The 26,750-nt window shown below is 57.5% G+C and carries 23 protein-coding genes; 9 read left to right on the top strand and 14 right to left on the bottom strand.

Annotated elements, in window-relative coordinates:
• Positions 1–104: 104 nt before the first annotated feature.
• The 5 genes from EU556_RS26285 to EU556_RS04290 all read right to left on the bottom strand — a co-directional run bounded on the left by EU556_RS26285 (position 105) and on the right by EU556_RS04290 (position 5,707).
• A complete protein-coding gene (locus EU556_RS26285; protein ID WP_210116220.1) occupies positions 105–1,034 on the bottom strand; it encodes an SDR family oxidoreductase in 930 nt (309 codons plus the stop codon).
• On the bottom strand, positions 1,031–2,344 hold the full coding sequence (locus tag EU556_RS26280; RefSeq protein WP_210116219.1) for a family 1 glycosylhydrolase: 1,314 nt from the start codon (positions 2,342–2,344) through the stop codon (positions 1,031–1,033). The genes EU556_RS26285 and EU556_RS26280 overlap by 4 nt, the downstream gene beginning before the upstream one ends.
• A gap of 185 nt (positions 2,345–2,529) precedes the next feature.
• A complete protein-coding gene (gene glf, locus EU556_RS04300) occupies positions 2,530–3,711 on the bottom strand; it encodes a UDP-galactopyranose mutase (protein WP_135431327.1) in 1,182 nt (393 codons plus the stop codon).
• A gap of 66 nt (positions 3,712–3,777) precedes the next feature.
• Complete coding sequence (locus EU556_RS04295) at positions 3,778–4,896, bottom strand: glycosyltransferase family 1 protein (protein WP_245327410.1); 1,119 nt, start codon at positions 4,894–4,896, stop codon at positions 3,778–3,780.
• A gap of 289 nt (positions 4,897–5,185) precedes the next feature.
• Complete coding sequence (locus tag EU556_RS04290; RefSeq protein ID WP_135431325.1) at positions 5,186–5,707, bottom strand: GNAT family N-acetyltransferase; 522 nt, start codon at positions 5,705–5,707, stop codon at positions 5,186–5,188.
• A gap of 140 nt (positions 5,708–5,847) precedes the next feature.
• On the opposite strand from EU556_RS04290, the gene EU556_RS04285 reads away from it, so the two are divergent.
• Positions 5,848–6,867 (top strand): aldo/keto reductase, encoded by a 1,020-nt coding sequence (locus tag EU556_RS04285; RefSeq protein WP_135431323.1) that lies wholly within the window; start codon positions 5,848–5,850, stop codon positions 6,865–6,867.
• A 54-nt stretch (positions 6,868–6,921) separates the two neighbouring features.
• On the opposite strand, the gene EU556_RS04280 is transcribed toward EU556_RS04285, so the two are convergent.
• Entirely contained in the window at positions 6,922–7,413 is a 492-nt protein-coding gene (locus EU556_RS04280) for a DUF6756 family protein (RefSeq protein WP_135431321.1), read from the bottom strand.
• A gap of 176 nt (positions 7,414–7,589) precedes the next feature.
• Here EU556_RS04280 and EU556_RS04275 point away from each other — a divergent pair, with 176 nt between their 5' ends.
• Entirely contained in the window at positions 7,590–8,399 is an 810-nt protein-coding gene (locus EU556_RS04275; RefSeq protein WP_135431319.1) for a hypothetical protein, read from the top strand.
• Between the two features lie 124 nt (positions 8,400–8,523).
• Here EU556_RS04275 and dapF read toward each other — a convergent pair whose 3' ends face one another.
• Both dapF and EU556_RS04265 read right to left on the bottom strand, forming a co-directional pair.
• Positions 8,524–9,321 (bottom strand): diaminopimelate epimerase, encoded by a 798-nt coding sequence (gene dapF, locus EU556_RS04270; protein WP_135431317.1) that lies wholly within the window; start codon positions 9,319–9,321, stop codon positions 8,524–8,526.
• Between the two features lie 75 nt (positions 9,322–9,396).
• Positions 9,397–9,885 (bottom strand): DinB family protein, encoded by a 489-nt coding sequence (locus EU556_RS04265; protein WP_167855441.1) that lies wholly within the window; start codon positions 9,883–9,885, stop codon positions 9,397–9,399.
• A gap of 99 nt (positions 9,886–9,984) precedes the next feature.
• Between EU556_RS04265 and EU556_RS04260 the strand changes: the two genes are divergently transcribed.
• The 3 genes from EU556_RS04260 (at position 9,985) to EU556_RS04250 (ending at position 13,160) form a co-directional block, all read left to right on the top strand.
• On the top strand, positions 9,985–10,869 hold the full coding sequence (locus EU556_RS04260; protein WP_135431313.1) for a class I SAM-dependent methyltransferase: 885 nt from the start codon (positions 9,985–9,987) through the stop codon (positions 10,867–10,869).
• Between the two features lie 164 nt (positions 10,870–11,033).
• The gene (locus EU556_RS04255; protein ID WP_245327408.1) at positions 11,034–11,993 is read left to right on the top strand and encodes a Ppx/GppA phosphatase family protein; all 960 of its coding nucleotides are present in this window, start codon (positions 11,034–11,036) and stop codon (positions 11,991–11,993) included.
• Between the two features lie 99 nt (positions 11,994–12,092).
• Positions 12,093–13,160 (top strand): Ldh family oxidoreductase, encoded by a 1,068-nt coding sequence (locus EU556_RS04250; RefSeq protein ID WP_135431311.1) that lies wholly within the window; start codon positions 12,093–12,095, stop codon positions 13,158–13,160.
• Positions 13,161–13,241: 81 nt separating this feature from the next.
• On the opposite strand, the gene EU556_RS04245 is transcribed toward EU556_RS04250, so the two are convergent.
• On the bottom strand, positions 13,242–14,078 hold the full coding sequence (locus EU556_RS04245) for a murein L,D-transpeptidase catalytic domain family protein (RefSeq protein WP_135431309.1): 837 nt from the start codon (positions 14,076–14,078) through the stop codon (positions 13,242–13,244).
• A 300-nt stretch (positions 14,079–14,378) separates the two neighbouring features.
• Positions 14,379–15,257: a murein L,D-transpeptidase catalytic domain family protein gene (locus tag EU556_RS04240; protein ID WP_135431307.1), complete on the bottom strand. Its 879-nt coding sequence runs from the start codon at positions 15,255–15,257 to the stop codon at positions 14,379–14,381.
• 263 nt (positions 15,258–15,520) lie between these two features.
• Here EU556_RS04240 and hscA point away from each other — a divergent pair, with 263 nt between their 5' ends.
• The 4 genes from hscA to EU556_RS04220 all read left to right on the top strand — a co-directional run bounded on the left by hscA (position 15,521) and on the right by EU556_RS04220 (position 23,349).
• Positions 15,521–17,380 (top strand): Fe-S protein assembly chaperone HscA, encoded by a 1,860-nt coding sequence (gene hscA / locus EU556_RS04235; protein WP_135431305.1) that lies wholly within the window; start codon positions 15,521–15,523, stop codon positions 17,378–17,380.
• A gap of 225 nt (positions 17,381–17,605) precedes the next feature.
• Positions 17,606–18,814, top strand: coding sequence for an anhydro-N-acetylmuramic acid kinase (locus tag EU556_RS04230; RefSeq protein ID WP_135431303.1), 1,209 nt, complete (start codon positions 17,606–17,608; stop codon positions 18,812–18,814).
• Between the two features lie 113 nt (positions 18,815–18,927).
• The gene (locus EU556_RS04225) at positions 18,928–21,978 is read left to right on the top strand and encodes a SusC/RagA family TonB-linked outer membrane protein (protein WP_135431301.1); all 3,051 of its coding nucleotides are present in this window, start codon (positions 18,928–18,930) and stop codon (positions 21,976–21,978) included.
• Between the two features lie 30 nt (positions 21,979–22,008).
• The gene (locus tag EU556_RS04220) at positions 22,009–23,349 is read left to right on the top strand and encodes a RagB/SusD family nutrient uptake outer membrane protein (RefSeq protein ID WP_135431299.1); all 1,341 of its coding nucleotides are present in this window, start codon (positions 22,009–22,011) and stop codon (positions 23,347–23,349) included.
• A gap of 85 nt (positions 23,350–23,434) precedes the next feature.
• Here EU556_RS04220 and EU556_RS04215 read toward each other — a convergent pair whose 3' ends face one another.
• The 4 genes from EU556_RS04215 to EU556_RS04200 form a co-directional block, all read right to left on the bottom strand.
• Positions 23,435–23,881, bottom strand: coding sequence for a hypothetical protein (locus EU556_RS04215; RefSeq protein ID WP_135431297.1), 447 nt, complete (start codon positions 23,879–23,881; stop codon positions 23,435–23,437).
• 40 nt (positions 23,882–23,921) lie between these two features.
• Positions 23,922–24,239: an FtsB family cell division protein gene (locus EU556_RS04210; RefSeq protein WP_135431295.1), complete on the bottom strand. Its 318-nt coding sequence runs from the start codon at positions 24,237–24,239 to the stop codon at positions 23,922–23,924.
• A gap of 159 nt (positions 24,240–24,398) precedes the next feature.
• Positions 24,399–25,670: a phosphopyruvate hydratase gene (eno, locus tag EU556_RS04205; RefSeq protein ID WP_135431293.1), complete on the bottom strand. Its 1,272-nt coding sequence runs from the start codon at positions 25,668–25,670 to the stop codon at positions 24,399–24,401.
• Positions 25,671–25,946: 276 nt separating this feature from the next.
• On the bottom strand, positions 25,947–26,729 hold the full coding sequence (locus tag EU556_RS04200; RefSeq protein ID WP_135431291.1) for a LytR/AlgR family response regulator transcription factor: 783 nt from the start codon (positions 26,727–26,729) through the stop codon (positions 25,947–25,949).
• Positions 26,730–26,750: the final 21 nt, after the last annotated feature.

The raw sequence follows: 26,750 nt of genomic DNA, 5'->3' as shown, positions 1-26,750 counted from the left end.
GAAACCCCGCTGCCTCGATGAGACTGCGGGGTTTCCACGAAAGGAAGAATTTTAGGTCGGGAAGTACTCTGATAGCAGCAGGTAAGTGTACTTAACCGGCTCCTCTAGGAAGCAACGGCCATTGGCTCATCAACTGCCGCCTGCTTGATAGTTTCCATTACCTCCGTTACGCAGCCGTACAGTCGTTCTTCTACGGAGGGCAACAGGTTACCTTGCTTGCTGCCTAACACGCTGTAGGTGGGCCGGGCAGCCGCTAGGCCTAGGATTTGCACGGCGCGCGGTACCACAAAAGAGGTATTGAGGCCAGCCATATCAGCAGCTAAGCGGGCTAAGTCGGCCCAGGTGTAGGAGCCTTGGTTGGCGAGATGCCACACACCACGCTCCTCATCAATGAGCAGGTCAAGGGCCACGTTCACCAGATCGGGTACGAAGGTTGGTGATATCAGCACATCATCGGCGGCTTCGAAGGGCTGGTTTTTATGCGCCGCACGCAGAGCTGAATACACAAAGTTGTACTCATCCCAGGGGCTAAAAAACGCACTCGTTCTTACGACTAGCGCCTCGGGCATACGTAGCAGTACATCACGCTCAGCTAAGCGCTTGCTGTTGCCATACACATTTAGGGGGCGCGGCGTGTCGTTCTCCACGTAGGCTTCCGACTTATTGCCGTCGAACACTAGGTCGGAGGAGAAAGTCAGCAGCTGAATATCGCGGTATGCACAGGCGGCTGCCAACACGGAGGGGCCCGTGGTGTTTTCGCGGTAGCAGCGGGCGTATTCGTGCTCCGCATCGTCTACTCGCACATAGCCAGCCGTGTTTACTACAGCCCAGGGGTTGTAATGAGCCAGGGCTCTTTCTACTTCCAGCGGATCAGAAATATCCAGCTCTGCGCGGCCCAGGGCAATTACATCTATACCCCGGACGCCACAGAGGCGCTTAAACGCCTGGCCTAGCGTGCCGTTGGCGCCGGTAATCAGCAGGGGCTGCACCGGGGGCAAGCTGGCGTTTACTTCGTGAAGGTCAAGTACTCTCATAGCTCAAGGGTGTTGGTGGTAGGTCGGTGATGGTGGTACACAAAACGGTCGTCTCGCTCCCACCATCCTTTATTATGTAGTAGCGGGTGGTTGTAGTGGCCCTGCGTGGCTAGGCTTTTCACCATTTTGAAAAGAGCCGTAGGCCTGGGGCTGCCGCCGCGCAGATCGAATACACCGCTCTCGTAGTAGGCGCCCTCTTGGGTAAGCAGGGTATTCCAGTCGTAAGCGCCCAGCAACGACCAAATGGTGATGGCGCGCATATCTACCCCCTCTTCCTTCAGCTTGTTTGCCGCATCCCAGGCATACTGAATCCAGCGCATTTGCTCCTCGCGGGTGCATTGCAGGTGCACCTCCGTAATGGCAATGGGCAACTGGTACCGCTCCCAGGCTTCCAAGAGTAGGTCATGCACCCCGGCCAACCGCACGCGTTGCACTCGCACGGCTTCTACGTCGGCGTAGTTTACACGGGCTTCGCTTTGGCGCAGGTGTTGAGCAGGAAAGTGCTGATGGTTTTCGTCGAGGAACCGCTCACTGGTGATGTAGTAGTTGATACCCAACACATCAGGAGGCAGCGGATCGTGTACTAGATTTAGCAGCTCGGCGCTGGAAGCGCCATTCTCGCGGAGGTAGTTCCACAGGGGGTGCTGCTCGTTGATACGTCCGCAGAGTAGGTCGAAAGTGAGCCAGCGCCGGTTGTTTTCAAACTCAGCCTGGTAGACCAGTTGGGGCGTACAGTGCGTTTTGCCCAGATCCTCGGTCTGTACTAATTGAGCATCGGGGGTCACCTGCCGGATAGCCTTCATGGCCTCGCGGGTGCCCTTGATGTGGTTGAGCTGAATCCGAACGAAGGTTTGGTCGTCGAGGCCGTGGGGGTACCAGATACCGTAGAGGCCGCTGAAGCGCGCCGTAGTCAGGGGCTCGTTTACGGGCGTGTAGTGCTTGATCCAGGGGTAGCGCTCAGCTACCATTTTGGCGAAGTGGGCCAGCCCCGGTACAAAGTTTTTCTTGTGTAGCGCCGTGTAGCGCGGGCCGCTGCCGTGGTGGAGCAGCGTCACAATGGGGTCGATGCCCAGTTCTTGCAGACGAGCCATTCGCTCATCGGTCCAGGTCCAGTCGGGGTTGTCTAGACTTTCGGGAGCTACTTGCTCCCACAAAATGGGGTAACGCAGCTTACGGATTCCCAGCTCAGCAATCAGGTCCAGGTCCTCTAGTCGGTCCCGGTGGCCACTGCTTACCAGCTGGTCAGAATACCCATTTCCAATTCGCCGGATGGTGCATTCTACGCCGCCCCACATTTCAACATGTTCCATGCTGCTTTCATTTATGGCTGCAGGTTCAGATGGCGTAGTGTTGAGTTAGCAACACCTGAAAACAGATCTGTCATTCTGGGCTAGTGAGGAGAAGCCTACCGTTACCAGCCGAGTGGCCTAGCAACCAGTACACTTTCCATCACGAGCCCAGAATGACAGCATCTGGCAGCCAGTTGTAAAAACCGCTATTCCTTGGCCGGATCGCGCGGTACGAGCTTATTGATAATCGACGGAGAGCCCGTAATAGCTGGCACTACGGTCTTCTGCGCTTCTTCGGTTTTCTCCGTAAGTTTTTTGTACAAGGTGAGGGCTTGCGCTACTACCTGGTCCATGTTATAGTACTTGTACGTAGCCAAGCGGCCTACGAAGTGCACTTTGGGCGTCTCATCGGCCAGCTTCTTGTACTTGTTGTACAGTTCGGCGTTTTCGAGGCGTGGTACGGGGTAGTATGGGTCGCCCTCGGCTTTGGGGTACTCATACACCACGCTGGTTTTGGGGTGCTGCTGGCCCGTAAGCTGCTTGAACTCCGTAATGCGGGTGTAGAGGTGCTCGTTGGGGTAGTTTACTACCGGAGCGGGCAGGAACTGCTCGGTGTTAAGCGTTTCGTGCTTGAACTCCAATGAGCGGTAGGGCAGCTTGCCGTATTTGAAGTCGAAGTACTCATCTACCGGACCCGTGAAAATCATTTCCTTGAAGGGAATGAAGTCAATGATGTCGTGGTAGTCGGTGTTGAGCATCACCTTGATGTTGGGGTGATTCAGCATGTTCTCGAACATGCGGGTGTAGCCGTGCAGAGGCATGGCCTGATAGGTGTCGGTGAAGTAGCGGTTGTCGCGGTTGGTGCGGGTAGGCACGCGGCTCGTTACCGACTTATCCAGCTCCGAGGGGTCCATGCCCCACTGCTTGCGGGTGTAGTTACGGAAGAACTTCTCGTACAGCTCGCGGCCAACTTTGCTTACTACTACGTCCTCGGAGGTCTTGATAACTGGCACGCTCTCGGCCAGCGACTCCAGGAACTGCTCTACCTCAAAGCTGTTCAGCGAGAGGCCGTACAGCATGTTAATGGTATCGAGGTTGATGGGCATGGGCACGTGCTGGCCATCTACGGAAGCCAATACGCGGTGCTCATACGGACGCCAATCGGTGAAATTGGAAAGGTATTCGAATACGTCTTTCGAGTTTGTATGGAAGATGTGGGGTCCGTATTTGTGGACCAGGATACCCTCTTCGTTGTAATGGTCATAAGCGTTGCCAGCAATGTGGTTGCGCTTGTCCACCACCAGTACCTTTTTATTGGAACGAGTCGCAAGCCGCTCGGCCAATACGCTGCCAGCGAAGCCGGCCCCTACGATGAGATAATCGAACATAACGAAGCGGTGTTTGGAAAGAAATGAGGGGGAAAGAACAGGTGATGGAGTAAGTAGCGTGCAGGCCTAGGAAAGAGCTGCGGTAAGCGGTTTGCTGGTAGCAGGCGCAAGTTTCTGCTGCATCAGCCGTACCATCTGTTCCCAGGTTTGGTCCCAAGAGATAGTAGCCAAGTAGTCATCGGTGCGTTGGCGCCAGTCGGCGTCCTGTGCCTGGGTCAGGGCTTTTTCAATGGCCTTACCGAATTCATCTGCCGTAGCGGCAATCTGGACGAGGTTCAGTTCGCCGTAGGGCCGAACTACGTCGCGGATGGGGGTACTCACGACTGGCCGTCCGGCGGCCAGGTATTCGGGAGTTTTAGTGGGCGAGATAAACTTGGTGCTCTCGTTATCAGCAAATAGCAACGTGGCTACATCCCAACCGCTCAAATACGAAGGCAGTTCCTGATAGTCTTTGCCGCCGAGGTAGTGCACGTTCTGCTGACGAGGCAAAACAGCAGGGTCAATCTTCACTACGGGCCCAATAATCACGAATTGCCACTCGGGGTGAGCATCGGCCAACTGGCGCAACAATTCAATGTCGAGGCGCTCGTCTACTACTCCAAAGAACCCTACCCGTGGGTGCGCAATGCCGGCCTGGTCGGCGGGGTCGGCTTGTGGTTGCCGGGCCTGCCCGAAGTGCACCTTATCGATGCTGCTGGGGAAGGGGTGCGCATCGTCGTGCTGCTGGCTTTTAGCTTCGTAAAGCGTGTGGCCGCCGGTAAATACCAGCGCGGCTTTTTTAAACAACTCCTGCTCCCGCTCGCGCAGAGCGGGTGGAGCAAATTTAAAGGCGGCCAGCTCGTCCATGCAGTCGTACACCGTCAGGACGGGTTGGAAGGAGCGCGACTTGCCCAGCGCCATGGGGGTATAGTACCAGAAAATGTATTTCTCAATGTGCTGCTCCCGGAAGTAGTTAGCCAACACTTCTTCTTGAGCTTGGTCGGCGGCATCGTCTTGGCCACGCAGACGAGCGGGCAGATGCACTACCAATACTTTAACACCGTTTTGGCGCTCCTTCACCTCCATGTGAGGCTCAATCAGGTCGTCGGCGTGATAGAAGGGCTCTTCTACATAAAACACGCGACCGTGCTGCGCGAAGCGGGAAAGCAAATGTTGAGGGCGCTGCCATACAAAGTCCCAATGCAAATGAGCAAAGCAAACTAAATCTGGCAGAGCATAGCGTAGGGTTTCGCCAGATGCAGAAGTTGTGGTTGAGGGAGAGATGGCAGAGGCACGCGCAGGTGACTCCGCTGGTGGAGACAGCGACATAGGGTACGGTATAAAGCGTTAAACAGACGGCACTGCCCCTTTTCGAACCTGCAATAACTGGCAGTGCTTGTCTGGTTATGTCTCTATACGCCCTCCTTCATAAAAAGATATAGACGAGCTTCACTATCTGCGTTTTGTACTCTGGAGCTTACTGACATAGAAATAGTCAGTTACTGAGAAGGTGTTGCATCTCCAACACATCTTGCCACCCGTCGGCCGTGCGTAACCACTCCCGGCGTACTCCTACTTTCTTGAAACCAGCCACTTTAAACAGGTTTACGCTGGCTCTGTTGTGTACGGCAATAGTGCAATAGAGTTGATGCAACCGTAATACTTGGCGCGCATAAGGCAGCAATAAATCCAATGCGGCATGAGCGTAACCGCGGCGGCGGTACTGGCCTAGCACCATAATACCTACGCCGGCTCGCTGATGCAAAGGGTTGAAATCGAAAATATCTAATGTACCAACCGCAATTTTAGTATCCTGCTGGCATAGGACTAATCTAAGCTGACGCACCTCCTGAAAATCAGCCCCCGCGTTGTCTAGATATTGCCGTAGTGTATAACGGGAAATGGGAGCCAATGTATCGGACACGCCCCACACGGTGGGGTCGTTTTCTAAGGCATAGAGAAACTCAAGGTCGTCGGCCTCGAGGGGGCGCAGGAATACAAGGTCAGAGGAGAGCATACGAATTACTCGGGTTTCTAGGCCAGTACAGATGAGGAGCCCGCTTTCAAGGTAGTACTTAGGGCAGAAGCCGAAATTATACGTCAACAATCCGCTTTAACCAGGAGTTTGACAAGGATTCACCTCTAAACTTCTCTGCTATGAAATACAACCTGCTGGGCAATACAGGCCTGAAGGTATCGGAACTATGCCTGGGCACGATGACCTACGGTGGTAAAGGCTGGGCCGCGGCCATGGGTAACTTAGACCAGCAAGCCGTGGACGAGCAAGTAAAACGAGCCGTGGAAGCGGGCATAAACTTCATTGACACCGCCAACGTGTATTCCGAAGGCTTGTCGGAGGAGCTGACCGGACAGGCCATCCACAACCTAGGCCTCTCCCGCCACGATATTGTGTTGGCTACCAAAGTGCGCGGTAAGATGGGCGAAGGCCCTAATGATGCCGGCCTTACGCGCAAGCACATCTTCCAGCAGGTAGATGACAGCCTACGCCGCCTGAAAACCGACTACATCGACCTCTACCAAACCCACAGCTACGACCCGCTCACGCCCTTAGAAGAAACCCTGCGCGCCCTCGACGACCTGGTGCGCAGCGGCAAAGTGCGCTACATTGGGGCCAGTAACGTGGCCGCTTGGCAATTGATGAAAGCCCTGAGCTACTCTACCTACAACCACGTGGAGAAGTACGTGTCGTTGCAGGCCTACTACACCATTGCTGGCCGCGACCTGGAGCGGGAACTGGTGCCCCTGCTGCAAGACCAAAAGGTAGGTCTACTGGTGTGGAGCCCATTGGCCGGCGGCTTCCTCAGCGGCAAGTACACCCGTGAAAATGAGAACGAGGAAGGTGCCCGCCGCGCCAACTTCGACTTCCCGCCGGTAGATAAAGAAAAAGGCTTCGACATTATTGATGCCCTACGCCCGCTGGCGGAAAGCAAAGGCGTATCGGTGGCGCAAACGGCGCTGGCGTGGCTGCTGCATCAGCCGGTGGTGTCCAGCGTCATTATCGGAGCCAAAAAGATGGAGCAACTCGAAGACAACCTCAAGGCCGTGGATGTGCAGTTCTCGCCCGAGGAGCTACAGCAGCTTGACGAAGTCAGCAAGCTGGCCCCCGAGTACCCGGGCTGGATGCTAGACTTCACCAAAGGCGACCGACAGGCCTAGGTCTGCTGGTTTTACAGTAAAGAAAAACGGGCCGAAGGTTCGCTTCTCTACGCCTCAGGAAAGACTCTTAGCTCCGCGGGTTAAGAGTCTTTCCTGCACGGGGGAGCCAATGCCGTAGAGCGCGTCGTGATGGTTCACGCATAGAAGCCACGTGTACTTTTTCGAAATCAGGTAGACTTCGTCTAGGTAGCAGCACTCGGCCAGTATGCTGCGGATGGCGCGGGGCGTCCCCTGATAGAACCAGAAGTTGTCCTCGAAGTTGACCGTTTCGTTGAGCATCAGCCAGACGGTTTCATTAGGGTCGATCAAGGAGGTCAGTAGTGTAAGCGGATCGTCTGCACACACTAACCCCACGGCACCTGGCCGCAAGTGTTCCCACAACCAGCAGGGGCGAGCCGTCGGGTGATCCAAGCAGCAAAATGCACGGTAAATCTGCTCTTCCAAGCGGGCCCATTCGGTAGTGAAGGGCAAAGGCGCAAAGTCCTGCTCGGGCAACTGCAGACGCTGGCGGGCTTGTTCAATTTCAACACGTAGATCAGACCACATCGAGCTAAGGTAATCAGGCCCCTATATAACCGTCACAAACTCATAGTGAGTTTGTGACGGTTTTTGTTTGTCGCCGAAGCTTATCTCGTATTTTAATTTTTATGCCATTAGCTGCAATAAGCCACATACGGTTTGCGTAACTATGCTTATCGCAACAACTATATTATTCTATACTGATGCGCTTTATATTCTTCTTAGCACTATGGTGTTTACTCACGGCTCCTACAGCCATTCAAGCACAGAGCAAGCTGTATCTTGACCTAAAGGTGGGCATCAATCACAATGCCGCTGAAGGAGTTTACTTCGATAAAAGTCGCTTGCCCTTCAAGCCCTACAGCACTTTAAAGGACTTGATGTTCGATGAGCAGGGCGTAGCCATGCTTCGGTTGCAGATCAACGAGAAGCTAGGAGTAGCTACAGGTTATAGCGGGAGTGCCTTAGCATGGGGATACAGCCTACAAATGCCGCAGCAGTATACCCTCAACCCGTATCATGGGGAATGGCGCGGTCATAGCAAAAGTGCTTACATGCATCAGTTACCCTTACTGGTTAACAGAACGCTTGGTGAGTACAATATCAGAGAAATAGATACCATTCGGCATACCTATTTGGCTAGCTTCCGGTTAGATGCCGTCTTTGGCGGAGGCGCGAACCGGATCGGAAATAACTGCCTAGACTGTGGTGGTTTTGGCGGCGGAGGACTCTACGACACGATTGAATTCAAGGAAACATACATCGTGCGACGCAAATGGGGTGGTTTCCTCACTGGCGGGGTTACTGCCCGCTTTTACCGCCTAGGAAAAGAACGGTTGAACCTAAGCCTCTTCTACACCCATGGCTTAACCGATATGCTTTTGGTGCCGGTAGCGTACCAATACAACTCCCAACGAGGCTCCACTACGCTCCGCATCCGTGGCTCAGGCTTCAGCGCTACGCTAGGCCTGCCCATACGGCTCAAAACGTTTGGCAAAGCGCCTCCAGGGTAAATGACCTGCTGAACGTAAAAACGGTCATTACGAGCGGAGCGAGAAATCTGGATTAGCCTCAACAGGTTTACTCAGATTCCTCACTTTGTTCGGAATGACCGTTTTTTAGTGGCCTAGAATCCGACTATACCTCGATGGAGCCGTCGAAGACGCGGGTGGCGGGGCCGCTGAGGAAAATGTTGGTGAAGGAGCCGTCGGGTTTGGCGTCGAAGGCTACGCGTAGGTCGCCGCCGGGGGTGCGCAGGTGCACGGGGCTGGTGGCGCCGCGGCGCGAGGCGGCCAGGGCTACAGCCGTTACGCCGGTGCCGCAGCTCAGGGTTTCGTCTTCTACGCCGCGCTCATAGGTGCGCACCTGCCAGGGCTGGCCGGGTACTACGGGGGCTTCTACGAAGTTGATGTTCGTGCCTTTCTCCCGGAACCGCTCGTTGTAGCGGATGGCGCGGCCTTCGCTGTACACGTTCAGCTCGGCCAAGGTGCTCATGGGCTGGAAGCGTACCAGGTGAGGCGAGCCGGTATCGAGGAACACACCGTACTCTTCTACTTCCTGCTGGCCTAGCACGTCTTGCATGCGCAGGTGCACGGTGCCGTCGGCATCGATGCGGGCCTCGTGAGGGCCATCGGCGGCCAGGAACTTGGTTTCGTTTTCAATGACGCCTACCTGCCGGGCAAAGGCCACGGTGCACCGGCCGCCGTTGCCGCACATGGAGCCCAGGTAGCCATCGGCATTGAAGTACACCATCTCGAAATCGTACTGCGGGTGCAGACGGAGCAGAATCAGGCCGTCGGCCCCGATGCCGCGGCGCCGGTCGCAGAGGAAGCGCACGAGCTGGTGGTTGCTGGCATCAAACTGCTGGCTGCGGTCGTCCACCATCACGAAGTCGTTGCCGGTGCCTTGGTATTTGTAAAAGGAAAGCGTGCTCATAGGTATCATTCAGATAGCAAAGATGGTCGACCGGACCTAGACCACCACGTCGGGCTACTGGCCCTAACAGAATTACTAGGCAAAAGCTTTCCGCAGCAGCGCAAGTTGGCCCGTGTGGTATTGGTTGTGTTGCACTAGGCCGTGCAGCAGCACGTAGGTAGAGCCGGGCGTGCTGGCGGGGTAGCCCGGCTGAGGTTCAGGGAGCCGGTCTAAGTCCGCGTCGTACAAACCGGCTACGGCGGCCAGCAGCTGCTCGTGCGCTTGCCGGAGCTGCTGCTGGGTTTGCTGCCACGCGGCTTCCGTAGGCTCGGCGGGCACAGGTGGCCAGTTTTCATCATCGGTGGGGCCTAGCAGCGTATTGGTTTCCAGTCGGCGACGCACAATTTCAAGCCAGGTGTGCAGGTGCAGTACAATCTCCCAGATACTGTGCGCCCCCACCAGCGGATGCGCGGCGGCCTGGGCGGCCGTGATGCCTGCTAGCGTAGCCTGCAGCGAAGGGCCCGACCAGGCATCTCCGTCGTAGGCCCGCCTTAGTTGGTCGAGTAATCGGTTTATTTCTTTCATCAGCTTTCCCGCTTGCTGTTGCTTGCACCATACGGCCCAGAACTGCGCCATCCCGTACCTTTGCCGCCCTGCCCTGCTGGGCAGCGTAAAGATAGCCTTATGTACACTTTCCTCACTACCAGCCCCTGGGCCGATTACGAGCTGCTCGACGCGGGCAACTTTGAAAAGCTGGAGCGCTTTGGTAAACATATTCTGGCCCGGCCCGAGCCGCAGGCTATTTGGGACCCGCACCTGGCGCAAAGCGAGTGGCAGCGGGCCAATGCCACCTTCACCCGCGAGAAGGGCAGCCAGGAGCGCGGCCAGTGGAAAATAAAGCCCGGCACGCCCGAGCAGTGGATTATCGGCTACGAGCGGCCCGATGGCCTGAAGCTGCGCTTCCGCCTAGGTTTGTCGTCGTTTAAGCACGTAGGCCTGTTCCCGGAGCAAGACCCCAACTGGCAGTTCATCTACAACCAAACCCGCCAGCGCAAAGCTGCCCAGCCGCGGGTGCTGAACCTGTTTGCCTACACCGGGGCCGCTACCCTGGCTGCCCGGGCCGCTGGCGCCGACGTCACTCACCTCGACTCGGTGAAGCAGGTAAACTTCTGGGCCCGCGACAACATGGAGGCCTCCAACCTCGATGGGGTGCGCTGGCTGGTGGAAGATGCCATGAAATACGTGCGGCGCGAGGTGAAGCGCGGCAGCAAGTACCAAGGCCTCATCCTCGACCCGCCCGCTTACGGCCGCGGCCCCAACGGCGAGAAATGGCAGCTGGAAGATGAGCTTAACGAGATGCTCAAGCTCTGCAAAGAGCTCCTCGACCCGCAGGACCACTTCTTCCTGATCAACCTGTACTCGCTGGGTTTCTCGGCCCTAATCCTCGATAACCTGGTGGCAGAAATCTTCCCCGGCATGCAGCAGAAGCGGGAAATTGGCGAAATATACCTGCATGACGCTGGCGCCCGTAAGCTCCCGCTGGGCACCTTCTGCCGGTTTGCTACTTGAGGAAGTGATGAGGTGATGGGGTGAAGAGGTAAAAAGAAAGGGTAATGTTGAGCTACCTGCTTATCTGCTGCCGTATTACTGTCCGTTCTGTTACCCACACCACTCTTTGCCCCATCACCTTTTCCCTCATTACTTCATCACTCAGTCACCTCATCACCTACTCCGTGTCACAGCATCCTCCTCGTCATCGTCGCCTGGCCCTGATTGATATGGGCACCAACACTTTTCACCTGCTGATTGTGGAGTTGCCCGAGCCCCGGCACCAGGAGCTCGTCACGCTCCTGAAAACCAAGGTGGGTGTGCGACTGGGCGAAGGCGGTATCAGTGCTGGCCGGATTGCCCCGGAGGCTTACGCCCGGGCCCTGCAGACCTTGATTGGGTTTAAGGAGGAAATTGAGCTGCACCAGGTGACGGAAGTGCGCGCCACCGCTACCAGCGCCATGCGGGTTTCGGCCAACGGGCCCGAGCTGGTGAAGGACATCTTCGAGCAGACGGGCATTCGGGTAGAAGTTATTCCCGGCGACCGGGAGGCGGAGCTGATTGCCAAAGGTATTCGGGAAGCCGTGCCGCTAGGCCAGGTCCCGCACCTGCTCATGGACATTGGGGGCGGCTCCGTGGAGTTCATCATTGCCGATGAGCACACCATTTTCTGGAAGCAAAGCTTCGAAATTGGAGCCCAGCGCCTGCTTGATAAATTTTTCACCGCCGACCCGCTGCCTACTTCGGCCGTACAGGACCAATTGATTTACCTGGCACAGGTGCTGGCACCCCTGACGGCGGCTGTAGCCCAGCACCGACCTGCGGCGCTGGTGGGCGCTTCCGGCACCTTCGATACGCTCTGCGACCTGCAGGCTGCCCGCGCCGGCCAGCCCGAACTGGTAGGCCACGCTGCACCGGCCACCCGCATTTCTTTCGAGAGCTTCCGCACCAGCTACGAACAGCTCCTGCACCTCGACCACGCCGGCCGCCTGGCCCTGCCCGGCATGACGCCCATGCGGGCCGATATGATTGTGGTAGCCTGCGTGCTGATTGATTTCGTGCTGACCACCTACGGGCTCAACACCATCACGGCCTCCGCTTACGCGCTCAAAGAAGGTCTGCTAAGCGAGCTGCTAGGCCAGTAGCCCCCTCACCTACACTAGCCGCACCGGTTCTGAACCACGCAGCCAAGTCGGCTTATTCTTGACGTGGGAAGCTTTGTACTTCCCACCACACTTTTTTCCATGGCTACCACGCTTTCCTATACCCACCTTTTCAGCTTCACGGAAGCCGTTTTTAAAAGCATTGGCTGCTCAGATGAGGATGCCACGCTGGCCACTGAAACGCTACTGGCCGCCGACCTGCGCGGCATCGACTCTCACGGCGTAGCGCGCCTCATTGGGTACGTGCGCCTCTGGGAAGCCGGCCGCATCAACCCCACGCCCCGGGTGGGCGTGACCTACGAAACGCCCAGCACCGCCGTGGTAGATGGTGATGGTGGCCTAGGCCTAGTGGTAGGCCCGAAAGCCATGGAGGTGGCTATTGAAAAGGCCCGCCAAGTAGGCACGGGCTGGGTGTCGGTGAAGAACTCCAACCACTTCGGTATTGCGGGCTACCACGCCATGAAGGCCCTAGCCTACGACATGATGGGCATTGCCATGACCAATGCCTCGCCCCTGGTAGCGCCCACGTATTCGCTGGAACGTCTGCTGGGCACCAACCCCATTGCCGTAGCCGTACCCGCCGGCGACCAGCCCGACTTTGTGCTCGACATGGCTACTACCACGGCAGCTAACGGTAAGCTGGAAATTGCCCAGCGCAAAAACACGCCCATTCCCGAAGGCTGGGCCCAGAATGCCGACGGCACTGGCTCAACGGACCCCAACGCCGTGAAGAACGGCGGTGCCCTGCTGCCTCTGGGTGGGGCCACCGGCTCGCACAAGGGCTACGGCCTGGGCGCCGTAGTAGATATTTTCTCAGCGGTCCTCAGTGGGGCAAACTACGGCCCTTGGGTGCCGCCCTTCGTGGCCTTTCTGCAACCCTCAGCTAACCCTGTGGGCGAAGGCCTAGGCCACTTCTTTGGAGCTATGCGCGTAGATGCCTTCCGGCCCGCCGCCGAGTTCAAGGCCCACATGGATAACTGGATTACCACTTTCCGCAACGCCCGCGCCGTGGAAGGCCAGCACGTGCTCATTCCCGGCGACCCAGAACGCGAAATGAGCGGTAAGCGCCTCATCGAAGGCATTCCGCTCCTCGACCCAGTAATCAAAGATCTGGAAACCGTGGGGGCCAAGTTTGGCGTGAAGCTGTAGTACACCTCAGCTAACTTGACATTAAAAAGCCCGCTCTGCTTGTACAGGGCGGGCTTTCTATTTTCTAGGCCAGTAGGCCCATTAAATCATCTGAGTGCTGTCGAGCAGGCGGTTGATAGCAATGTCCTCGTTCAGGTATTTGGAGGAGTACTGCTGGTCGGGGCCATTCAGGAACAGGCAAGTGCCGCCATTTACGGCTTCAATGATGGCATCCTTCTCGTCCATGGGCAGGGCGGGGCAACCAAGGCTGCGGCCCAGGCGACCATACTGCTTGATGAAGTCTTCGCTCACGTAGTCGGCGCCGTGCATTACCACGGAGCGCGACAGTGCGTTAGTGTTGTAGCCTTCATCTACGCCTTGCAACTTCAGGGAGCGGCCGTGCTTTCCGGTGTACTCACCCTTGGTCACGTAGAAACCCAGGCTGCTCATGTTCGACTCGTTCTCATTGGAGAAGTTCGTCGCCATGTTCTCACCGGAATTATGACCGTGGGCAACCAGGGTATGAAACTTCACTTGCTTGGCTGCCAGATCCAGCACCCACAGGCGTTTCTCAGTAGAAGGCAACCCAAAGTCAACTACCGTCAGTAGTTGCTTGTCGTTGTTGAGCTTGCCTTCTTCTTCGAGGTTGAGGTAACCCGTCATGGCTTTCTCAAACACCTCGTAGCGCAGGCCCTGCTGGGCTACCCCCAGTTCCTGATACAAATCCTGCAGACGCTGGGTGTACATCGCCTCTTTGGTGAGTACGGGCGCTACTACGCGGCGCACGGCCGTTTTGGGCGTAGCGGCTTGGGTGCGGGCAATAGGAGCCGCCAGGGGCGTAGCCAAGAACAGCGAAGCCACAAACGGAAGTACCCGACGGGCTACCCGACGGGCCCGGCGCTTAAGGCGCTGACGGCTTACTACACTCTTCTTTTCCATCTGCACGAAATGTTGTGGTTGTGAGAAAGGCTCGGGACAGAGTATTGCTGAGCCAGGGAGATATACGCACTACATCGATAAACGATACACCTACCTTTCGTCGAGATATAGTGGCTTTGCTGTATTTAAAACTAGCTGGCTACGCTCAGAGTTCCCCGCCCCCGCAAAAGGCCGATACCACTGTGCTACAGAACAGCTATCTGCTCACTTGCCGTTACCAACAAAAAAACCTCGCCAGCACATCCTGACAAGGTTTATTGTTCATAATTGATAAAGACGCTCACGGCCAAGTCTAGCTGCCTAGCGCCAGCCTCGCGCCGCCAACTGCTGAGCGGCCACAGTAGCATCTAGCCACTTCGACTCTAGGCCTGGGCCACTTATGTAGAGGCAGCCGCCCTCCCCTACTGTGTTGATAATACCACGGTATTGATCGGGGGGCAAGGCAGGGCAGCCACGACTGTAGCCTGCCTGCCCGTAACGGGCCAGGTGCTGCTTACTCACGTAGTCGGCGGCGTGCAAAACTACGTAGCGGCGCAGGGCGTTGTCGTTCTGGCCCGCGTCGAGGCCGCGCAGGCGGCGCGAGAGGCCGTGCTTGCCCTGGTACGTATCCTGGGTGCGGTAGAAGCCCAGCGCCGTGCACTCCGACCTCATCACGTTAGAAAACCGCCGGGCCCGCAGGTGGCCCGAGCCTTCCCCGTGCGCTACGTGGCTGCGGTGCAGCACTTGTCCGGCTTTCAGATCCAAAACCCACAGCCGTTTTTCGGAGGAGGGCATATCCATATCAGCCACGGCCAGCACGCCGGGCTTACTCACGCGGCCGTTTTTCCGCAGGTTGAGGTAGCCCACGCAGGCTCGCTCCAGCACCTCCAGGCGCAGTTCGGCGGCCTCTGGGCCCAAGCTGGCGTGCAAGGCCTGAATTTGCTGGTGCAGAGAATCAGGGACACCGGCCAGGGGAAGCAGGGGCGTGAGGCGCAATGAATCGGGCAGTGCCGCAACGGCGGCCGCTGAGTCAGGTAAGGTGGTGGCCGTTGGCTGCTTGGGTGCCGCATATAGGCTGGTAGTTTCTCCAACCGAGGTCTGGCAGGCCGGCAACACCCCCACTAGGCCTAGCGCAGCCCCCAATGATAGTGGCCTAGCCCACGGCCTGAGCACACTCAGCAAGCGTAACAGTTGATTCATAGCAGACAGCACGATTCGGCCCGAAAGTCTGCATTTACTGGCCCGAATGCAAGCTTCTGGACCCTTGAACGCGGCTGGCTGAGTGGTTCAAGTCTGGCAGCAACAAAGCTAGAGTGCCATGTACTACGGTCTAGGCCACTGCTGGCTACGCCAGGCGGGCATTTTTCTTCGCTACTTTTGTGCCTTCCGGGCAGATTGCCTGTTATGGTTCTTTTCGCCCCCTCTTCTCGCTTATTCTGCGTGCTCTGGCACGCTGCTCCCATATGGCCAAAGTCGCAATTAATCTTTCCACCGGCAGCCTGCAACAGGAAGAAATCATCGTCGGTATCGACCTGGGCACCACCAACTCCCTGGTGGCCTACATTCACCCCGATACGCGCCAGCCCCTGGCCATCAACGACCAAGGCCGCGGTACCATCGTGCCGTCGGTGGTACACTTCCCGCAGGGTGGCGAAGACCCGATTGTGGGCACTGATGCCAAAAGCTACCTGCTCACCGACCCGCAGAACACCATTTATTCGGTAAAACGTCTGCTGGGCAAGTCGTACCAAGACCTAGGCCAGCACGCCCAGGACCTAGGCTACAAGGTTATCGACGACAATTCCGAAGGCCTGGTAAAGATCCGGGTGGGTGATAAGTTCTACTCCCCCATTGAGCTATCGGCGGAGATTTTGAAGGAACTGCGGGCCCGCGCTGAGCACGCCCTCAAAACGCCCGTGAATAAAGCCGTCATTACGGTACCCGCATACTTCAACGATTCTCAGCGCCAAGCTACCCGCGACGCCGGCCGCCTGGCAGGCCTAGAGGTGCTGCGCATTGTGAACGAGCCCACGGCCGCGGCCCTGGCCTACGGCATCGGCCTCTCGCCCGATGAGGAGAAAACGGTAGCCGTGTATGACTTGGGCGGCGGCACCTTCGACGTGAGCATCCTGCGCATTCAGCAGGGCATCTTCGAGGTACTCAGCACCAACGGCGACACCTACCTCGGCGGCGACGATATTGACCGCGCCATTATTGATTACTGGAGTGGTGAGTACCAGCTCTCGACAGTGCTATTCAATAATGGGGGTGCTCAGCAGGAGTTGCGCTTGCTGGCGGAATCAGCTAAGAAGCATTTGAGCCAGAATGAGGAGTTTTCGGCGGCTTTCGGCGGCACTACGCTCCCGCTTACCAAGGCTAAGTTTAATGAGTTGGTGGCCCCGCTGGTGGAGCGCACGCTGGTATCATGCCGCCAGGCGCTGACCGATGCCAAGCTCACGCCCCAGGACCTGAACGCCGTGCTGCTTGTGGGCGGCTCTACCCGCGTGCCGCTCGTATATGATTCAGTATCGGAGTTTTTCCAGCAGCCCGCCAACAATTCCCTCAACCCCGACGAAGTAGTTGCCTTGGGTGCCGCCATCCAGGCCGATATCCTGGCCGGCAACCGCCGCGACGTGCTGTTGCTCGACGTGACGCCCCTTACGCTGGGCATTGAAACCTTGGGCGGCCTGATGGACCCCATCATCCCGCGCAACTCTAAAATCCCGACCAAAGCCGGCCGCCAGTACACTACCTCCGTGGATGGCCAGGTAAACCTGAAAATTTCGGTCTACCAAGGTGAGCGGGACTTGGTAAAGGAAAACCGCAAGCTGGCTGAATTCGATCTGCGTGGTATCCCGGCCATGCCCGCCGGCCTGCCGAAGGTTGACGTGAACTTCATCCTGAACGCCGACGGAATTCTAAAAGTAGAAGCCATTGAGCTGCGCTCGAACACCCGCCAGGCCGTGGAAATCAAGCCCCAATATGGCCTCACCGACGAGCAGGTGGAACAGATGCTGATGGACTCCATGACCCACGCCCGCGAGGATATTGCGGCCCGCATGGTAATTGAAGCTCGCACCGTAGCTGAGCAGATGCTGTATCAGGTAGAGCGCTTTGTAAGCAAGAACGGCCAGCACCTCACCGCCGAGGAAACCAGCCAGACCAATGCCGGCGTGGAAAAACTCAAAGCCGCCCTCGCCACGCAGGATAAAGACACAATCCTGAAAGCCGTTGATGAGCTGGAAGAACTCACCCGCCCCTTCGCTGAGCGCGTGATGAACATCAGCATCAGCCAAGCTATGGCCGGTAAAAAAATTGAGTAACGTATGAGTTGGTAACCCGATGCCATAAGCCGAACTTGCCACGTGTGTTTCCTTCTACAAAAGAGCCCTGCTGCCGTTAGTAGGGCTCTTTTGTTTTATTTGCTACACACAACCTAGCATGTCAGCTATTCACACCCGCAAGCCTCGTTTTAGCAATAGGTAGTACAAAAAATATTTTGAACTAGGGAACCCAGTAGTAAACGGTACAAACCTACCATTTAGCGCATGAACCAACAGCTTGTTCGTCTTTATCAACTCGCTCAGCAGCCAAGCCGGCGGATCATTGGGCTCATGTCGGGTACTTCGTTGGATGGGCTGGATGTGGCGCTTTGCCGCTTGCACGGGCACGGGACTAGTACGCGGCTGGAGCTGGAACACTTTGCTACTGTACCCTACGATGACGATGTGCGCCACCGAATTAGGCAAGTATTTGCGCGGGAGCAGGTGAGCTTGGAATACCTAACGCTGCTCAACCCCTGGCTAGGCCACCTGCACGCCGACATGATCCTGCAGTGCCTGCAGCAGTGGCAGGTTGCCCCACGAGAAGTAGACCTCATAGCCAGTCACGGCCAGACGGTATACCACGCGCCCCAACACCAGCACCAGCGCCCTGACTTTCCCCTCAACGCTACCCTCCAACTCGGCGACGGCGACCATGTGGCCGTGCGTACCGGTATCATTACCCTCAGCGACTTTCGGCAGAAGCACATTGCAGCCGGTGGTGAGGGTGCCCCGCTTGCCGCGTACGGCGACTACCTCCTGCTCAGCAGCCCCCATGAGGAGCGGCTCCTGCTCAACCTAGGTGGCATTGCCAACTTCACCTACCTGCCCCGCACCGGCCAAGATGCCAGCACCGCTTTCAGCACCGATACCGGTCCTGGCAACACGCTGCTTGATGCCACCGTCCGCCAGCACCGCCCCGAACTGGCCTACGATGAAGACGGCCGCCTCGCCAGTACCGGTCAAGTACACGAAGGCCTGCTGGCTGAGCTGCTAGGCCACCCCTTCTTTGCCGCCGCCTTACCCAAAACTACTGGGCCCGAGCTTTTCAGTCCGGCGTATCTGCAACAGGCCCAGGAGCGCAGCAATACTACTGGCCTAGGCTTAGAAGACACCTTGGCTACCCTCACGGAGTTCAGCGCCCTGGGCGTGGCCCGGGCCGCTACACAGGTTTTCGGCCCTAGGCCTGCCCTGGCAGTGTATGCCAGCGGTGGCGGTGCCCACAACCCAGCCTTACAAGCCGCCTTAAGACGCCACCTCCCCAACTGCCGCTTTGATACCACCGAAACGCTCGGCGTGCTGCCCGATGCCAAGGAAGCTATTCTGTTTGCGCTGCTGGCCAATGAAGCCGTAGCCGGCCAACCTGTAAGCATTGGGGCAGGCCGCCAGCGGGTGCCAGCAGTGAGCATGGGTAAGATTTCGTTTCCCGGATAAGCTTAACGGCATAAAGCACAAATAATCCTTCTTTTCGCTATGTTTAATGGCTTGCTATCAGCTCAGTAGAGCGGGTAGCAAGCCGTTCTTTTTATTCCCCTAATCATCTCCCTATGCCACACGCTTACTCTCACCCCAAGCGCCACAGCCACTGGGGCTGGCTGGTGCTGCTCCTGCTGCTACTGCTGGGGTCTGCGTCATCCGCATCGGCGCAGAATACCCGTTATACCATCCGGGGGCGTGTACTCGACGCCCGCTCAGAAGTGCTGCCGGGTGCCACCGTGCGCTTGCTCAACACGGTACTTGGGGCCAGCTCTGATGTGGAAGGCCGGTTTGAGCTTAGCGCCAGCCTGGCGCCGGGCAACTATCAGCTGGAGGTAAGCTCCGTGGGGTACAGCCCCGTGCGGCGGCGCGTGGTGCTGGGCCCAGAAACTACGGTTACTGTGCCCGATGTGTCGTTGAGTGAGGACCTAGTGCGCCTGAACGACGTGGTGGTGACGGGTACCTCCGTGGCGACCAGCAAAAAACAGCTAGGCAATACCATTGCTACGGTCTCGGGAGATGAGCTGCGCACTACGGTGCCCACCCAGATAGATCAAGCCTTACAGGGCAAGTTTGCGGGGGTGCAGATTACCCAGAACTCGGGTAACCCCGCCGGCGGTATTTCGGTGCGCCTGCGCGGGCCCAGCACGGTAGCTGGCTCCTCCGACCCGCTCTACATCATCGACGGGGTTATCATCAACAACGACTCGCCCCAGCTGCTTGATTTGGGCGGGTACGCGCAAAACCGTCTTGTCGATATCAGCCCCAACGACATTGAGCGCATTGAAGTGATTAAGGGTGCCGCAGCGGCGGCCATTTACGGGTCGCGGGCCTCCAACGGGGTGGTGCAGATTTTTACGAAGCGTGGCAAGGAGGGCAAGCCCCAGGTGACGGTATCGTCGCAGTTCCTGACCTCGCAAATCCGCAAAACCCTCGACTATAATGAGTACCCATTCCGCTTCACCAACACCATTGCTACTGACCTGAGCCAGGTGCCGGTGCAGCGTTACGATTATCAGAAGGAGATTTTCCGCACGGCTATTGGTACTGATAACTATGTATCGGTGACGGGTGGCAACACGGGCACGAAATATTTTGCCTCTGGCAACTACTTCAATAACCAGGGCATCGTCAAGAATACTGATTTCAACCGCGGGGGCGGGCGCCTGCGGCTTCAGCAAACCTTGGGTTCAAAAGCTAGCATTAGTGTGGGTGCCAACTACGCGCTCAGCCAGAGCCGGGAGGTACCAAACGGCGGCATTAATGAGGCTTACGGGGCCCTCACGGGATTTATCTTCTCCAATAACTTCATTGACCCAAGCCCCGACCCGGTTACTGGCCGCTACCCCAGCACCGCCCTTAACATTGCCCGCACCAACCCGCTGGAAGCCATTAACCGCTTCAACTTCCGCCAGCGCACTTCCCGTTTCATCGGCGATGCGCAACTGAACCTCACTCCCTTTGCGGGCTTCACTATTGATTACGTGCTGGGCTACGACGCCAGCACTCAGGTTGCCACCGGCTTCATCCCGACCAATAGCACGGCGCCCACCTACACCACTGGCCTAGCCCGCCGCGCCGACCGCTCTTCCTTCCTGGTCAACAACGACCTGACGTTTAGCTACAAGCGCGATTTTACGGAGTGGCTGGCCAGCACCACCACGGCGGGCGGCACGCTGCAGTATGAGCGGGCCCTTTCTACTGGCATTCAGTCTATCAACTTGTCGCCGGTGGTGGAAATCATTAATGGCACTACGGTAGCGGGAGAAGAGCGGACCGAGCGCACTATTCAAGGGGCCTTTCTCCAGCAGACGTTTGGTCTCTATAACCGCCTGTTTATAACGGCTGCCGGCCGCGTTGATGCGGCTTCTGTGTACGGGGCCAACAACCGCACGCAGTTTTATCCCAAGCTCAGCGGCTCCTACGTGGTATCGGAGGAAAGCTTCTGGAAAGAAGGTGGCCTAGGCCGCTTCGTGCCGCAATTCAAACTGCGCGCCTCCTACGGCGAAGCCGGCAACCTCACGGCTATCGGCGCTTACCAACGCTTCACCAATTTCAACCCTTTGATACAGGGGGCGCTGCCGGGCCTAGGCACTTCTACGCTGCAAGGCAACAACAACCTGAAGCCAGAGCGCCAGAAAGAGTTTGAGGTAGGTACTGATCTGAGTTTGCTTAACGACCGGTTGGGCATTGAGTTTTCTTACTACGACAAGCGGGTGCAAGACCTGCTGCTGCAGCGCGACCTCAATTTCAGCTCGGGCTTCCTCAACCGCTTCGATAACATTGGCAACATGCGCAACCGGGGCGTGGAGCTACTGGTGCGCGCTACGGCCGTAAAATCGGAGCGCGTTACCTGGAATATCACGGGTACGTTCACGCACAATAAAAACCGCATTACCAACATTCCAGGCGGGGTAGTAACCTTCCCTAACGGCTTTGGGTTGGTGGCCGGGGTTGAAGGGTATCCACTGGGCACGTATTACGGCACCTACTCGGCCCGCAACCCCGATGGCTCTCTGCTGCTCACAACCGCAGGCCTGCCCCAGCGCGAGCGGGGTGTGCAGGGCACCTTCGGGGCGGCCAACACGCCCCAGCGCGCCGCCGATGGACAACCATCAGGTGCCTTGCTAAACGGTGTCCTTGGCGACCCGAATCCGCGCTACGTGGCCTCGCTCATCAATGAGGTAGGCCTGCTCAATGGTCGTCTTTCGTTTAGGGTGCAGTTTGACACCCAGCAGGACTTCGACGTGTTCAACTTCACGCAGCGCGTGGGTAGCCGCGACATTTTTGGTGGCCTAGCTCAGTACGAGCCGGAGCTGCGCGGCGAGGTAGCCAAAGGCACCAGCGTAGCCACCTACAACACGTTCGACCGGTGGATTGAAGACGGCTCCTTTATCAAGCTACGCGAAGCTTCCATCAGCTACCTGCTCAAGCCCAAGTTTCTGGGTATGCGCGACCTGCGCTTTTCCGTGGCGGGCCGCAACCTGTGGGTAATAACCGACTACAGCGGCTACGACCCCGAAGTAAGTGCTGCCGGCCAGAGCAACGCCGTGCGCGGCTTCGACTTCGTGGAGGTGCCCATTCCCCGCTCGGTGTCGGTGGGCTTCAACGCGTCGTTTTAACTGATTCTCTGACTTTGCTTTTCTACCGATATGCGTCACTTTCTACTTAGGCCGCGCCGCCTGCTGGCCGGCATCCTGCTCGGAGGGCTGCTACTGGGTACTGCTGCCTGCGACTTGGACCTAGCCAACCCCAACGCCGCTACCGATGCGCAAACCCTCACCACCCGCGAAGGCCTCTTTGCCCTGAGTGTAGGCCTACGCCAGATCTATTCTACGGCGGCCCTTGAGCCCATTATCCTCACCACGGGCACCACCAGCCGGGAGGTGAAGGGCATCACCACGTTTTTTAACATCACAGAACTGGAGCAAGGTGGAGCGCAGTTGTCCCCGAGCAATGCCAATACCTCCGCCCTGTTTGCCCGCAACTACCGCGTAGTCCTCATTGCCGACCAGCTGATTGCGGCTGCTCCTTCCGTACTAAGTGCAGATGCGGCCGCGCGCAGCGGCGTACTGGCGCACGCCTACCTATTTAAGGCAGCAGCGCTGGCCGGCGTGGCGCTAGGCTTTGAGCAAGGCCCACTCAGTGCCGAAGCATCTCCTGGCTTTGTTCCTCGACAGCAACTTCTGCAGGAAGCTATTCGCCTGCTTGACCTGGCTACGCAAGAGCTAGCCGCTACCCCACCTTCCGCCGAGTTTACTACGCAAGTAATCGGCCCCGATTTCAACCTCCCCAATACGGTACAGGCCTACCGGGCCCGTTTCAATCTGATGGCCGGCAATTATGCGGCGGCTCTGACGGCGGCTAACCTGGTGAATCTGACGGTGCGCTCGGCTTTCACCTACTCCACGCAAAACCCCAACCCCGTCTATCAATTCACTATTCTGCCGGGCACCAACTTCCGGCCCCGCGACCGGTTTGGCCTGCCTGCGAGCTTAGTTGAGCCCGGCGACGGCCGCCTGGCGTTTTACCTGACCGGCCCGGTAGTGGCAGACAATAACAACGGCAGCACCGATAACATCCGCAGCCTAGCCGGCTTCTTCACCAGCCAAACCAGCGCCATTCCCGCTTATCTGCCCGACGAAATGCGCTTGATCCGGGCCGAGGCGAACCTGCGAGCTGCAACGCCCAATACCGCCGCCGCTCTCGCCGACATTAACGCCGTGCGTACCCAAACCACCGGCGACCTGTTTGGGGTGTACGCTGGCCTACCGGCCTACTCCGGGCCTCTTACCGTAGATGCCTTGTTGCTGGAAGTGTACAAGCAGCGTAGCGCTGAGCTTTTCCTGAGCGGCCTACGCCTTGATGATAGCCGCCGCTTTGGCCGACCCGCCCCGCCCGCTTCTCTTACAGAGCGCACGCGCAACTTCTACCCCTATCCGCAGCAAGAACGCGTCAACAACCCCAACACTCCCGCCGACCCAGCTATCTAATTCTACTCACTCATCCAGTATCAAAAAGCCCTGCTCATACACATGAACAGGGCTTTTCCCTTTATTCGAGTTAGCGTTTTAGAAGTTACTTCACCGGCGCCACCAGCGGCACCAACCCGAAGCCCAGCACCTGGCGGGCTGTGGAGTCGCGGAAGGTAACGTCAAGCTGGAAGTGAGGGTACGGCTGCAGCGTATCGGCTTTGTAAGAAAAGGCTACGAAAGGCTGCGGTACTTGCGTGTCGCGGAGGCGGTAGCCTAGTTTGTAGAGGCTGATGGTGGGGCCATACTGCTTGCCCTGTTTATACAGTGGCTCAGCGGCTTTCCGGAATTGCTGAGCCGACAAGCCTTGGCGTACTTCGGGCGCTAGATGGCCGTAGGCCACTGCCCACTCGCCCCGCACCACAGCTAGCAGAAACTGCCGTGCCACCTGCACTTGCGTTGTAGGTGCCTGCGCGGGTTGAGCCAGCAACGGCAAGAGCAGCAACAGGCCTAGCAGCGCCAACCGCTCCGAGAAAGATCGAAGTACATTCATTGGGGAGGCAAGGGCAACTACCACGCCACAACAGGGCAGCTTACTCCTCCTTCTCTGGGGCTACCAGCACGAATACGTCCTCGCCGGGACGCTTCATGATGTATTTCTCGCGGGCGAATTTCTCCAGCAGTTCGGGGCTGCTCAGCAACTCGGCGCGGTCCTTCTTCACCTTATCAATTTCGCGCAGGTAGTACTCTTTATCGGTGCGTAGTTCCTGCCACTTGGCGTACATGTCGTACTGCTTCACAAAGTCGTTGGCATCGAACACGAACATCCACACCAGAAAGCCTAGGCCAGTCAGGAAGTAAAAGCTGCGCAAGAAGCGCGGTACCCGGCTGAATGCATCGGAGAAATTCATGGCAGAAGCAGCTAATGGAGCTGCTCACTGAGCAGCTGGTACACAAATATCACGATTTAGGCCAACACCAGCACTACGCAAAAACGGTGTCGCCGCCCATAGGCCACGACACCGTTCTGTAATAAACACTGCTCAGCGCTACTCAGCGCCAAGTGTGCTTTACATTTTCTTGCCGGGGAAGTAGGCCACCTCGCCCAGTTCTTCCTCGATGCGGAGCAGCTGGTTGTACTTCGACATACGGTCGGAGCGCGAAGCCGAGCCCGTCTTGATCTGGCCGGTGTTCAGCGCCACTGCCAGGTCGGCGATGGTGTTGTCCTCCGTCTCGCCCGAGCGGTGCGACATGATGCTCTTGTATCCGTTACGACGGCCTAGGTTGATGGCATCAATCGTCTCGGTGAGGGTACCGATCTGGTTTACTTTGATGAGGATGGCGTTGGCAATCTGCTCATCAATACCGCGCTGCAGACGGTTTACGTTGGTCACAAACAGGTCGTCGCCTACCAGCTGTGTGGTCGAGCCAATGCTGTTGGTGAGGTCTTTCCAGCCGGTCCAGTCGTCCTCGTCCATGCCATCTTCAATGCTGATGATGGGGTACTTCTTGGTCCAGTCGGTCCAGTAGGCCACCATCTCCGAAGAAGTCAGCTTGTCGCCGGTGCTCTTCTTGAAGTGGTAGTGACCATCGGAGTAGAATTCCGAAGCAGCAGCGTCCATGGCAATCATCACGTCGTCGCCGGGCTTGTAGCCAGCCGTTTCAATGGCTTGCAGTACCACTTTAATAGCGTCTTCGTTCGACTTGATGTTCGGGGCGAAACCACCTTCGTCACCTACGTTCGTGCTCAGGCCTTGCTTCTTGAGCACGTTTTTGAGGTGGTGGAAGATTTCAGTGCCCCAGCGCAGCGCCTCCGAGAACGAAGGAGCGCCCACGGGCATAATCATGAACTCCTGGAAGTCGATGCTGTTGTCGGCGTGCGAGCCGCCGTTCAGGATGTTCATCATCGGTACGGGCAGCGTGGTAGCATTTACGCCGCCTACGTAGCGGTACAGGGGCATGCCAGCCTCAGCGGCAGCGGCACGGGCAATGGCCAGCGAAGCACCTAGAATAGCGTTAGCGCCCAGGTTAGCCTTGTTGGGCGTGCCGTCGAGCTCCAGCATGATCTTGTCGAGCAAGCCTTGCTCGAATACCGAGAAACCAATCAGCTCTTCAGCAATCTTGCTGTTCACGTTTTCCACGGCCTTCAGCACCCCTTTGCCCATGTACTTCGACTTGTCGTCGTCGCGCAGCTCCACGGCTTCGTGCTTGCCAGTAGAAGCGCCCGAGGGCACGGCGGCACGGCCTACGGTGCCGCTTTCGGTGGTCACGTCCACCTCCACGGTTGGGTTGCCGCGCGAATCAAAGATCTGGCGAGCGTGGATTTCGGTGATGATACTCATGAGAAATGGGTTGAATGGAAGAATAGAATGGCTTGGGGAATTTCACAACCCAAACCCGACTAGGCCCGGTTGCGTTGGGGCGGCAAGGTACTCAATTGGTCCTTTTTGGCCAGTGCGAAATATTGCCAGTGCAAAGTCAGCATCAGAAACAGCCAAGCAGGTACAATTCACTCTTTCCTTCAAGCTATTTGATAGCCATTGCCCCGGTAGACTGGCCTAGAACGCTCATGCCTCGACCAGCTCGACAGGACGTTCCTTTCTCCTTCTAGGCCATCACTACCCTTCCAGCCATTTCCGAAACTCCGGGGTTTGCGCGGCGCTGGTGGTGAGCGTCACGCTGCTGGCCCGCAGCTTCACGGCCAGCCGATTGTTGAAATACGGCTCTACTTTCTCCACAAACGCAATATTCACCAACTCTGAGCGGTTCAGGCGCCCAAACCTAGTGGGGTCAAGCTGGCGCTCCAGCTCCGTGAGCGTGCCGCCGAGTGGGTAGCGCGTGCCGGCCCCATCCACGGCAAACGTCACGCCCTCATCGGCCTGCACGTAGGCCACATCATCCGTCTGCAGGACGTAAAGACCGTTGCGCATTCTCACCGAAAAGCGCTGTTTGTACTGGGGCTGCGCATTCTGACGCAGGGCCTGGCCTAGCTCGCGCACTATCTCGGGGGTAAGAGCTGGCACTGCCGCCGTTGGTGCCAGACTTTGCTGCAGCAGCTGGTACTTATTCAGTGCCTCCTGAAACTGCTCGTAATCGAAAGGCTTCAGCAAATAGGCAATGCCATTGCCGCGGAAAGCAGGCAGCAGAAACTGGTCGTAGGCGGTGGTGAAAATGATGGGGCAGGTTACCCTAAACCGCTCATACAGCGAGAATACATTGCCATCGAGCAATTCAATATCAGAGAAGATAAGGTCGGGCCTGGGGTGCGTTTGTAGCCAGTTGAGGGCCTTCTCCACACTTCTCACTACTGGTGGCGCCTCTGTTACTAAGCCGGCCCGCTCTAAAAACTGCACCGTTTGCCGAGCCGCCAGCTCTTCATCTTCCAGAATCAGAATGTTCATCAACTGCTTATTGACTTAGTC

Origin of the sequence: Hymenobacter fodinae, assembly GCF_004745825.1 — a bacterium.
GTDB lineage: Bacteria > Bacteroidota > Bacteroidia > Cytophagales > Hymenobacteraceae > Hymenobacter > Hymenobacter fodinae.
The sequence above is the reverse complement of the archived record's forward strand: the minus strand, read 5'-3'. Positions and strand labels throughout refer to the sequence as shown.